Raw genomic sequence first — 11,093 nt, 5'->3', positions numbered from 1 at the left:
GATAGGTTCAGTGATGATGGCGAAGAGGTCACACCCGTTCCCATACCGAACACGGAAGTTAAGCTCTTCAGCGCCGATGGTAGTTGGGGGTCTCCTCCTGTTAGAGTAGGACGTCGCTGAGCCAACCTTTATTCCACAGTAGCTCAGTGGTAGAGCTATCGGCTGTTAACCGATCGGTCGTAGGTTCGAGTCCTACCTGTGGAGCCATTGGAGAGCTGTCCGAGAGGTCGAAGGAGCACGATTGGAAATCGTGTATACGGTCAACCCCGTATCAAGGGTTCGAATCCCTTGCTCTCCGCCAGATAATTCTCGATATGGCCCGTTGGTCAAGCGGTTAAGACACCGCCCTTTCACGGCGGTAACACGGGTTCGAATCCCGTACGGGTCACCACTTTCTACTATTTAATACATAACCTTTTATATGGAGGATTAGCTCAGCTGGGAGAGCACCTGCCTTACAAGCAGGGGGTCGGCGGTTCGAACCCGTCATCCTCCACCATTAATTTTTACTTATTATTATCGCGGGGTGGAGCAGTCTGGTAGCTCGTCGGGCTCATAACCCGAAGGTCGCAGGTTCAAATCCTGTCCCCGCAACCAAAATTATTTCATGAACAGCGTCGATTTACTTCTCGTCATGAAATATCAACCAATTTGGACTCGTGGTGTAGTGGTTAACATGCCTGCCTGTCACGCAGGAGATCGCCGGTTCGACCCCGGTCGGGTCCGCCATTTTTACTTTTATGGTGGCTTTAATTTTCCAAGATATTATTTCTTGGCTCGATAGCTCAGTCGGTAGAGCAGAGGACTGAAAATCCTCGTGTCGGCGGTTCGATTCCGTCTCGAGCCACCATTTTTTTTGCCGGTTTAGCTCAATTGGTAGAGCAACTGACTTGTAATCAGTAGGTTGGGGGTTCAAGTCCTCTAGCCGGCACCATGATTTTCTTTATATATTCATTGGAAAGAAAATCTTCTTGAATTCAGGTTGTATATGTTATAAAATAAAACCTGTCTCAATTGTGGAGGGGTAGCGAAGTGGCTAAACGCGGCGGACTGTAAATCCGCTCCCTCCGGGTTCGGCGGTTCGAATCCGTCCCCCTCCACCATCTTTTATTCATATTTTTTTTACAGGGGCATAGTTTAAAGGTAGAACGAAGGTCTCCAAAACCTTTGGTGTGGGTTCGATTCCTACTGCCCCTGCCATTTAAATTATTGTGGCGGTCGTGGCGAAGTGGTTAACGCATCGGATTGTGGTTCCGACATTCGGGGGTTCGATTCCCCTCGTCCGCCCCATATAAGTGTTGGGCTATAGCCAAGCGGTAAGGCAACGGACTTTGACTCCGTCATGCGATGGTTCGAATCCATCTAGCCCAGCCATTTTTATATTTTTGCGGAAGTAGTTCAGTGGTAGAATACAACCTTGCCAAGGTTGGGGTCGCGGGTTCGAATCCCGTCTTCCGCTCCATTTGAATACTCTCTGGCGGCATAGCCAAGTGGTAAGGCACGGGTCTGCAAAACCCTTATCCCCCGGTTCGAATCCGGGTGCCGCCTCCATTCAGTTTTTACAAGCATTATCATGCCGGTGTGGCGGAATTGGCAGACGCGCACGACTCAAAATCGTGTTCCTTCTGGAGTGTCGGTTCGACCCCGACCACCGGTACCATTTTACTTAATAACACAGGGAAATCGCTGTATATCAGTGGTTTCCCTTTTTTGTTTTTAATGCCGATATTATGGTTGGTCGTGAATGCTAATAAAGGAAATAGTAAAACGCGCACGACCTAATGAAAACATCTTGTCCTTCGGAACAAAAAATGGAGGATGAAAATGAATAAGAAACCAAAAAGAAAAACGAGTGTTTTATCAAACCCAAACAAACATGTAGAGCTTGATTCCGGAAACAAAAATAACCACTTTACTTGGCAGCAGGCAATGGAAGGTTTTCTTTTTTTGAAGAAAGCACATGGGATAAGTGATATTACAATCAAAGGGTATTCAAATCATATTAGCCACTTTTATAATCGTTTTATTAATAGTTGGAATGATGAGTATCAGACAAAGCAGTCTATTATGAATCACATGGCAGATGATATTAAACCTGCCACTTACAATTTAAGATTAATTTATTTACGTGCTTTTTTTGATTGGTGTATCGAGGAAGGATTCATACATGTAAATCCCTTAGAACACTTTAAAAAAAGAAAAGCAGAGCCGAGAATAGTGGATATACCTCAGGAAGTAATTAAGCGATTATTAACCCTTCCTGACCTTAATACATTTGCAGGATTAAGGGACTACGCATTGATGCTATGTACAATTGATTGTGGGGTTAGACCATCAGAAGCTTTTCAATTGGTTCCATATTCATTTGATTTACCACGTTATAATGTGACAATAGCTGCTGAAATATCAAAGACTAGAAGCTCTAGGATTCTCCCTATACTTCCATATACATCAAATATTTTGAGGAGATTAATTAGTGTTCGACTCGTTGAGTGGTCGGAAACTGTACCGGTTTTTTGTAATAATGAAGGTAATAAATTAACTAGGCATACATGGAATGACCGTTTAGAGATATACAGTAGGAAGCTGGAATTTAAAATCAGACCCTATGACCTCAGGCATTTTTTTGCGATTACGTATTTACGAAACGGGGGTAGTGCATTCGCTTTACAAAAAATGTTAGGTCATGAAAATATGGATATGTCAAAGCGTTACCTTAATATTACTGGTCAAGATTTAAAGGACGTACATCAACAAGCTAGTCCACTTAATAATCTAATTACAAAAAAGAAAACTCGTATTAGAAAGTTATAATTAGTTTTTAATATTTGATTAATGATAATTTATAGTTCATTTTGATGGTGATATTTACACTTCATTTTGGGCTGTTTTTTATTATTAAAGGGCTTTGTAGTGAGAACAAAGAATTATTCCTATAAACCTTAAATGGAGGGGATTTAGTGGAAACTCATTATAACGTAATAATTGAAGCATTTAAAACGTTAAAAGGTAAAAGGGAGATAAAGGAGATTAGTGAATGGGTTAAAGTTCATTATGGAGCGAAATGGAAAGATACTGGGACAACTTTGGCAGATATGGTTCCTGTATCATTAGGAGGAAGTATTTCTTCTAATGTCCCTAAGAATTACCGTGTACTAAAACGGGTATCAAAAGGCGTATATTCCTTAATTGGAGAGAAAGAATAATGAATAAAAAAGTAATTACAGAATTGGCTCAATTATTTAATTCTACAGGTATTTATTCCAAAAATCGATACATCGAGAATAATTCTCCTCTTCAAGTGTTCAAAACTAAGTTTCCAAATGATTCTTATTCTTATGAAATAGATACCTTTTTAAAATGTCAGCCTGATTTTCACTTAGGTTTTGGAGCAGACCTTCCATGGTGGGGAAATAGATATTTTACCTCAGAGAATGGAATTAGAACTATGATTTTAAGCCAGGATTCACGGAGTCCAGATGGAGCTAGCGTTACATTTTACATGCCTTTATTAAAAGAAAACAAAAGTTTGTTGGAATTGAGAAATGAAATAAATAGTAATAAAAGCTGGGATGCATTTAAGTCATTTGAAAAAATTAAAAATTTATTTGATAGATGTAAATTTAATTTTGACTTTGTATATGTTACAGATGCTCAAAAAATGGATAAGGGATGGGAAGAGCTGCTTGAACATGAAATACAAATTGTTAAACCTGATATAATTTTGTGTTTAGGTAATAAAGGGCTGACCTATCTAATGAAAAAAAATAATCCTAAAATAACTAAGATTGTGGACAGTGAGAATACACAATTAAATATACATTCTAATGCACTACCTAAAATGTTATCAAAACCTATCCTTATAGCTTCTTTATTTCCATCAACAGGTAATGGGCATTACACGGATAAACGGGAATGTAATGTAGTAAATACATATTTAAAAGTTATCAAAGAATTGCAAAATTCACGTGCAAAATAAAAAAGATGAAGACGCCATCTGCTGAGGAGTCGTCTTCATCTATTAATGTAACAAGTCGCTGTTTTAAATAAATGTAGGCACATTATATTTTTCAAGAATACCCGCTCTAGATGCAGTTTTGCTTTCAATTTTTGTATGCATTGCTGCTAAACTTCGCTTTATCTCTTCTGAAGTTTTACCTTCCGTAAGTGCTTTATGTATTAATTTAAATTCCTCTATGGCATTAAACATAGTAGCATAGTTCCAAACAGCTACAATAATTCCATTACATACATCTTGTTCGCCATCTTGTTTATTAATAAATGCTTCTTTCAAATTTGAAAATAGATAATCAATTTCTTTACTAAGAAAAAAATCATTATCATTTCTAGAAACGATGTTTACAGGTTCTGCAACCTTGTTAATAGACATAACCGGTCTATGCCCAGAATTAATGAGGTAATCTCTAACATCAGATTCGAAAATATTTATAACTTTGTCATTCTCTACTTTCGCATAGTTATAGGTACTCTCATCTGGAAGCTTAATTATATATCTTTTATTTTCATGTAAGTCATATTTGTCAATTGCAAATCGATTACCTACATTTCTTTTATAACGCTTTGGCTTGAGAAAATGGTTTGTAAAATTATATTTTGAATGAAATCCTTGAATTTCGGCTACCCAACCGTTTCTCTTTTTATCTTGTGTGCATTCCATTGTAATTGTAACCATGAACTTACTTCACTCCCTCAATATGATAATTACATTCTGCCAATACTTCATCATTTTGGTTTCCTTTAATTGAAGGCACCCTGTCCAGACACTCTAGACAATAACATTCATACTCAAAGTTGTATTCTTCTTTATGTACTACAAACTCAATGACATTTGATTCGTAATTTCCGCAATTGCAACACTTATTTAGATTCATTGTTCTTCTCTCCTTAGCAATTAATTTCATTTAATAAACATAGAATACATAGTTTTAAAAATGAAAACTTAAGATTTCAAGAAAAGTTTTAAAAATAAAAATAATAAAATGTTTTTAACAAATTAGAATAACAAACTGTTAAAATGATAGATTGCACTACAATTCATTATTGACTAAGTAATAAGATTAATAGAATGGTAAAATAAAATTAAAGAAACTTAAAAAGTTGTATTCTCGATTAAAAAGGTAATTATGAAAACAATCTTCTTAGAAAGTTAGGTGTGTGTAATGTCTACTGCATATCATGCAAAGTATTTTGCTAATGAGTTAACTAGGCATTCAGCAGCAGAAGGAGTAGAAAAGTTATCACGGTCCTTATTTGATGCAAATGTTGATTTAAATCCCCATCAAATAGAGGCTGCTTTATTTGCTTTTCGTTCTCCAATATCTAAAGGAGTTTTATTAGCAGATGAAGTGGGACTTGGGAAGACGATTGAAGCAGGGTTGGTATTATGTCAATATTGGGCAGAAAGAAAAAGAAAGTTGTTAATTATTTGTCCTGCATCTCTTCGAAAACAGTGGAGTACAGAGTTGGATGAAAAGTTTAATTTGCCGAGTATTATTCTGGAAGCTAAATCTTTTAAAGACCTTTATATGAGTGGTCAAAGTAATCCTTTTATTCAAGAAAAAGTGATTATTACATCGTATCATTTTGCAAATCGTAAGAAAGAAGAAATTAGATTAGCTGGTTATCATTTAGTAGTTATAGATGAAGCTCATAAATTAAGAAATGTTCACCGTAAGAGTAACAAACTTGGCAAAGGAGTTAAATGGGCAACTGAGGAGAGTAAAAAACTCCTTTTAACAGCTACTCCATTACAAAATTCATTAATTGAATTATACGGTTTATCTACTTTAATTGATGACCACTTTTTTGGGGATATTGGTGCTTTTCGTGCTCAATATATGAGTGCCGATAGAGATTTAATAGATTTGAAAATGAGGTTAAAGAATTTTACGCATAGAACTCTTAGGTCTCAAGTACAAGAATACATACAATATACAGAAAGAAAAGCTCATACAGCACCTTTTATACCCACTGACGATGAACAAGCATTATATCAAGCAATATCTAATTTTTTACTTCGTGAAGATACATACGCAATACCACAGCGTCAAAGGATACTTACAACCCTTATCCTTCGAAAATTATTAGCATCTTCTTCTCAAGCGGTAGCAGGCACATTGCAGACTATGAAGGATAGATTAACTGATTTATTACAGAATTCCTTTAATAAGCAACACGATTATAATGATTGGTTGGGAGAAATCGTTGCTGAAGATGAAATGGAATATGAATTTTTGGAGGAAGAAGAAGAATTTGATGAAGATGAATCAATGGGTAATATCAGCAGAGAAAAATTAATAAATGAGATAGAAGAATTAGACAAATATATTACCTGGGCTAGGTCAATTAAAATTGATAGCAAAACAAGAGCGTTAATGACAGCTATTGATACAGGATTTAAAGAAATGGAAAAAATGGGTGCAAATCGTAAAGCACTTATTTTTACTGAATCCAAAAGAACTCAGGAATATTTAAAAAACTTCTTAGAAGCAAATGGTTTTGCGGGTAAATTGGTTATCTTTAATGGAACAAATACTGATTTGGAATCAAAGAAGATATATGAAAAATGGGTAAAAGAAAATCTTCAAACTAATCGTATCAGTGGTTCTAAAACTGCAGATAAGAGACAAGCGCTAATTGATTGTTTTAGGAATGAAGCTCAAATCATGATTGCAACAGAATCAGCTGCTGAAGGAGTTAACCTACAATTCTGTTCCTTATTGATTAATTATGATTTACCTTGGAACCCGCAACGGATTGAGCAAAGAATTGGTCGTTGCCACCGTTATGGACAAAAGCATGATGTGGTGGTTATAAATTTTATCAACAAACGAAACGATGCAGATAATCGTGTTTATGAACTTTTAAAAGATAAATTCAACCTATTTTCAGGCGTATTAGGAGCCTCTGATGAGGTGTTAGGTACAATTGAATCCGGCGTTGATTTTGAAAAGCGTATTCTGGCTATTTATCAAGAATGCCGTTCATCAGAAGAAATTCAATCTGCTTTTCAAAAACTACAAAGTGAACTTGAGGCTCAAATTAAAAATAAAATGGAAGATACCAGGAAAAGCATTTTAGAACATTTTGATGAAGATGTTCACAGCCGGTTAAAGTTTCATCTTGAAGACGCGAATTATCAATTAGACAGGTTTAGTAAAATGTTTTGGGGATTAACAACCGTAATATTGAAAGACAGAGCTATCTTTAAAGATGAGCAATACCAATTTGAATTAAAACAGCCTATTGAATATAGAGATGTAGAATGTGGTCGATATCAATTAATTTCTAAGGACAAAGAAAAACAAACTACAACTCATCAAATATATCGTCTCTCTCATCCTTTAGGAGAGTATGTTTTAAATGAAGGTCAAAGAACAAAAACACCAAAAAAAGAAGTTGTTTTTAATATAACTAAACATCCTTATAAGATTTCTTTAGTTGAGCAGTTAAAAGGGCAATGTGGTTATTTAACTCTGAAAAAGTTAACCATTAATTCTTATCAGAAGGAAGAGCATTTGTTATTTAGTGGAGTAACTGATAATGGCATGGTTCTAGACCAAGAAGTATGTGAGAGGTTGTTTAACTGTAATGCTGATGTAATTGAACCGCAAAGTTGGTCAGAAAGTGCTGAAAAAAATCTAAAAAGTAATGCTGAACGCCATATAGCAGCAACTATTAGCAGGTCCCTTGAAAATAACAATCGTTTCTTTCAAGAAGAAAGAGACCGGCTGGAGAAGTGGGCAGATGATATGCTTATTGCTGTTGAAAAGGATTTAAATGATACAAAAATAAAAATAAAAGATTTAAAGAGGCAAACACGATTAGCACAATCAATAGAAGAGCAAAGTGAATTACTGAAACAAATAAAGGATATGGAACGTAAACAAAGAAAGCAAAGGCAGCAAATCTTTGATGTAGAAGATGAAATTATGGAAAAGCGTGATGAGTTAATAGAGCAACTTGAAAAACAATTAGTCCAAAAAACAGCACATGAAGAATTATTTATTATCCGTTGGACTGTAATTTGAATGGAGGTAATTAAGTGAGTACACAATTAAATAACTTTATTAAAACACTAGAAGAAATGTTTCAATTTGACCAAGCTGACCTTGATTTTGGTATTTATCGTATTATGAATCAAAAGCGTGAAGAAGTGACACATTTTTTACACGAGGATTTGGTTCCACAAGTTAAAGAGTCCTTGGGAAAATACAAAAATGCTGACATTGAAACGATTAAACAGGAAATCTTAAAATTAGAAAATCAGCTTTCAGAGATGGGAGTAGCAAAAGAGAGCTCAGAAAAGTATCAAACTTTAACAAAGCAATTGAATCAAGGTGTTGACATCACAGCTCTAGAAAATGAGGTTTACTCTGACCTATCAAATTTCTTTAAGCGTTACTATCACGAAGGAGACTTTATATCTTTACGCCGATACAAAAGAGATGTTTATTCTATCCCGTATGAAGGAGAGGAAACAAAGCTCCATTGGGCAAATGCTGACCAATATTATGTTAAGTCTTCTGAATTTTTTCATGATTACACCTTCACATTGCCTTCAGGAAAAAAGGTTCACTTTAAAATTGTGAAAGCTGGTACAGAACTAAATAATAACAAAGCACAAGAGGGTAAAGAGCGCCGTTTCATATTAATGAACGATGCACCACTTATTGAAGAAACAGGAGAGCTTACAATCAAGTTTGAATACAAGCCTGATGAGAAAAAGAGAACTAGAGAAAAAATAAATGAGGAAACAATTGAAAGTATTATATCTCACGAAGGTTTTAAGAACTGGATAGAAGAATTAAAAACAGTTTCACCTACGGAGAAAAATAAAAATAGAACCTTAATTGAAAAACACCTTAACGATTACACTGCTAAAAATTCTTTCGATTATTTTATACATAAAGATTTAGGTAGTTTCTTAAGACGAGAACTTGATTTTTATATCAAGAATGAGGTTATGCATTTGGATGACCTAGATACAGAAAATGAAAAACGATTTGAACAATATTTATCTAAAGTAAAAGTAATTAAGTCAATCGGTGAAAAAATTATTAATTTCCTAGAACAAATTGAAAATTTTCAAAAAAAGCTATGGTTAAAGAAAAAATTTGTTATAGAAACAAACTACTGTATAACACTTGACCGCATTCCCGAAATTCTCTTTAAAGAAATTATTAATAATCAGGAACAGATTAAAGAGTGGAATAAGCTTTTTAAAATTAATAAAAATGAGCCATTAACAGCTGAATTTTTAAAAAGTAATAAAAACTTGGTCTTAGATACAAAGTTCTTCGAGAGTGAATTTGTTTTCAAAATACTTTCAAGTATTGAAGATATTGATGAAAAACTAGATGGCGTAATAATTAATAGTGATAACTTTCATGCCCTAAATCTTATAGAAAATAAGTACAGCAATTCTTTATCTTCAGTTTATATTGACCCTCCATATAATACGGGAGGGGACGGATTTATATACAAAGATAATTATAAACACTCATCTTGGTTAAGTTTTATGGAAAACAGAATAAACGCTGCATACCAATTAATTAATAATGACAAGGGTATTTTCTGTAGTAGTATTGATAAAAATGAAATGTTCGTTTTTAAACAGTTACTGGACTCTTTACTAGGTGAAGAAGCGTTTGTTAATGCAATTGTAAACGTTAATAACCCCAAAGGAAGGTCTGACCAAAGACACTTACCTACTGCTCACGATAATATATTATTTTACTCTTTTTCTGAAGCAAAATCATACGGATGGAATCCTCCTGAAAATGTTATAAGAAGATACAACAAAGTAGATAGTGAAGGAAAAAGATATCGAGAAATTGACCTTCGTAAAACTGGGGATAACGATTTAAGGGAAGATAGACCAAATATGTTTTATTATTTTTACTACAATGAAGAGAATAATGAGTTCTTTGTATCTAAGGAAAAGATAAATAATAATGAAGGATACATTGAAATTATTCCTTTAAGAGCAGACGGAAGAGAAGGGCGTTGGAGATGGGGAATAGAAACTACAGAGAAAAATATTGAAAATTTAATTCCAAAGTTTATGCCATCTAGGAAGGTATGGTCCGTCTTTGAAAAAGATTATTTATCTGACGAAGAAAGGGTCATGCCGACTAGTGTATGGGCGGAAAAAGAAGTTAATAGTGAAAGAGCAACTGAGCAAATTATTGATTTAGGCTTTGAGAAGAGTGATTTTCCTAGACCTAAACCTGTAGGACTTTTGGAACTGCTTTTAAGACATATTTTGAGCAATGATGGAGTAATTTTAGATTTCTTTGCCGGTTCGGGAACAACTGCTCATGCTCTTATTAATTTAAATAGAGAAGATGAAGGAAATAGAAAGTATATTCTTGTGGAAATGGGAAATCACTTTGAATATGTTTTAAAGCCAAGAATTCAAAAAGCTATCTATTCAAAAGATTGGGAAAATGGAAATCCATTGTCTCGTGAAGGTTCTAGTCACATGTTTAAATATATTTGTTTAGAGTCATATGAAGATTCATTAAATAATATCGAACTAAAACGCACAGCTCAACAAGAATTTGCTTTGCAGAATCATATGACTTCCGAAACAAAAGAAGAATATTATATTTCCTATATGCTTGATATCGAGTCTGAGGGAAGTACATCATTAATAAACTTTGAAGATTTCAAGAATCCATTCGATTATAAGATGAAAATAAGTAATGGTTCTGAAACTAAATTAAAAAGAGTCGATTTAGTTGAAACATTTAACTATCTTATTGGTATACAGATTAATAAAATAGATTATATTCGTGGATTTCAAATAATTTCCGGGGAGCTGCGTTCAGGTGATAATGTACTAATAATTTGGCGCAATCTTACTGAATCAACAAATGATGACCTTGAAGCATTCTTTCTTAAACAAAGATACAACTCAATAGATTCTGAATTTGACCGTATTTATGTTAATGGTGACAATCATCTAGAGAACCTAAAAATAGACGAAAACAAATGGAAAGTCGTTCTTATTGAAGAGGAATTTAAGCGACTAATGTTTGATGTAAAGGATTTGTAGGAGGTGAAAG

The 11,093-nt window shown here is 34.4% G+C and carries 6 protein-coding genes, 15 tRNA genes and 1 rRNA gene; 21 read left to right on the top strand and 1 reads right to left on the bottom strand.

The window, feature by feature from the left end; translation table 11 throughout:
• Window positions 1-6 precede the first annotated feature (6 nt).
• The 19 genes from rrf (at window position 7) to J2X07_RS18360 (ending at window position 3,979) form a co-directional block, all read left to right on the top strand.
• Window positions 7-122 (top strand): 5S ribosomal RNA (gene rrf, locus J2X07_RS18450).
• A 10-nt stretch (window positions 123-132) separates the two neighbouring features.
• A tRNA-Asn gene (locus J2X07_RS18445) sits at window positions 133-207 on the top strand.
• A gap of 2 nt (window positions 208-209) precedes the next feature.
• Window positions 210-301: transfer RNA gene (locus tag J2X07_RS18440), tRNA-Ser, on the top strand.
• Window positions 302-316: 15 nt separating this feature from the next.
• Window positions 317-391 (top strand) — tRNA-Glu (locus tag J2X07_RS18435).
• A gap of 32 nt (window positions 392-423) precedes the next feature.
• Window positions 424-499 (top strand) — tRNA-Val (locus tag J2X07_RS18430).
• A gap of 21 nt (window positions 500-520) precedes the next feature.
• A tRNA-Met gene (locus J2X07_RS18425) sits at window positions 521-597 on the top strand.
• Window positions 598-653: 56 nt separating this feature from the next.
• Window positions 654-729: transfer RNA gene (locus J2X07_RS18420), tRNA-Asp, on the top strand.
• A 45-nt stretch (window positions 730-774) separates the two neighbouring features.
• Window positions 775-850: transfer RNA gene (locus J2X07_RS18415), tRNA-Phe, on the top strand.
• A gap of 8 nt (window positions 851-858) precedes the next feature.
• Window positions 859-934: transfer RNA gene (locus J2X07_RS18410), tRNA-Thr, on the top strand.
• Between the two features lie 84 nt (window positions 935-1,018).
• A tRNA-Tyr gene (locus J2X07_RS18405) sits at window positions 1,019-1,103 on the top strand.
• A gap of 23 nt (window positions 1,104-1,126) precedes the next feature.
• Window positions 1,127-1,200 (top strand) — tRNA-Trp (locus J2X07_RS18400).
• Between the two features lie 14 nt (window positions 1,201-1,214).
• Window positions 1,215-1,290: transfer RNA gene (locus J2X07_RS18395), tRNA-His, on the top strand.
• Window positions 1,291-1,299: 9 nt separating this feature from the next.
• A tRNA-Gln gene (locus J2X07_RS18390) sits at window positions 1,300-1,374 on the top strand.
• A 13-nt stretch (window positions 1,375-1,387) separates the two neighbouring features.
• A tRNA-Gly gene (locus J2X07_RS18385) sits at window positions 1,388-1,462 on the top strand.
• Window positions 1,463-1,476: 14 nt separating this feature from the next.
• Window positions 1,477-1,551, top strand: a tRNA-Cys gene (locus J2X07_RS18380).
• 24 nt (window positions 1,552-1,575) lie between these two features.
• Window positions 1,576-1,660 (top strand) — tRNA-Leu (locus J2X07_RS18375).
• 164 nt (window positions 1,661-1,824) lie between these two features.
• A complete protein-coding gene (locus J2X07_RS18370; RefSeq protein ID WP_310262215.1) occupies window positions 1,825-2,814 on the top strand; it encodes a tyrosine-type recombinase/integrase in 990 nt (329 codons plus the stop codon).
• 146 nt (window positions 2,815-2,960) lie between these two features.
• Window positions 2,961-3,206 carry a hypothetical protein gene (locus tag J2X07_RS18365; protein ID WP_310262210.1) on the top strand — a complete coding sequence of 82 codons (246 nt, stop codon included), beginning with the start codon at window positions 2,961-2,963 and terminating at the stop codon, window positions 3,204-3,206.
• Complete coding sequence (locus tag J2X07_RS18360; RefSeq protein WP_310262205.1) at window positions 3,206-3,979, top strand: hypothetical protein; 774 nt, start codon at window positions 3,206-3,208, stop codon at window positions 3,977-3,979. The genes J2X07_RS18365 and J2X07_RS18360 overlap by 1 nt, the downstream gene beginning before the upstream one ends.
• A gap of 63 nt (window positions 3,980-4,042) precedes the next feature.
• On the opposite strand, the gene J2X07_RS18355 is transcribed toward J2X07_RS18360, so the two are convergent.
• Window positions 4,043-4,693: a hypothetical protein gene (locus tag J2X07_RS18355; RefSeq protein WP_310262202.1), complete on the bottom strand. Its 651-nt coding sequence runs from the start codon at window positions 4,691-4,693 to the stop codon at window positions 4,043-4,045.
• Between the two features lie 487 nt (window positions 4,694-5,180).
• On the opposite strand from J2X07_RS18355, the gene J2X07_RS18350 reads away from it, so the two are divergent.
• Window positions 5,181-8,051, top strand: coding sequence for an SNF2-related protein (locus tag J2X07_RS18350; protein ID WP_310262199.1), 2,871 nt, complete (start codon window positions 5,181-5,183; stop codon window positions 8,049-8,051).
• Window positions 8,052-8,065: 14 nt separating this feature from the next.
• Window positions 8,066-11,083 carry a site-specific DNA-methyltransferase gene (locus J2X07_RS18345; RefSeq protein ID WP_310262195.1) on the top strand — a complete coding sequence of 1,006 codons (3,018 nt, stop codon included), beginning with the start codon at window positions 8,066-8,068 and terminating at the stop codon, window positions 11,081-11,083.
• Window positions 11,084-11,093 lie beyond the last annotated feature (10 nt).

The organism is Fictibacillus barbaricus, assembly GCF_031457135.1.
In the GTDB taxonomy this organism is placed as follows: Bacteria; Bacillota; Bacilli; order Bacillales; family Fictibacillaceae; genus Fictibacillus; species Fictibacillus barbaricus_A.
Note: the sequence above shows the minus strand (reverse complement) of the source record. Positions and strands in the feature narration are given on the sequence as shown.

Coding starts and splice junctions, on each gene's coding strand:
- J2X07_RS18350 (WP_310262199.1), top strand. CDS start 5,181: ATGTCTACTGCATATCATGCAAAGTATTTTGCTAATGAGTTAACTAGG.
- J2X07_RS18370 (WP_310262215.1), top strand. CDS start 1,825: ATGAATAAGAAACCAAAAAGAAAAACGAGTGTTTTATCAAACCCAAAC.
- J2X07_RS18355 (WP_310262202.1), bottom strand. CDS start 4,693: ATGGTTACAATTACAATGGAATGCACACAAGATAAAAAGAGAAACGGT.
- J2X07_RS18360 (WP_310262205.1), top strand. CDS start 3,206: ATGAATAAAAAAGTAATTACAGAATTGGCTCAATTATTTAATTCTACA.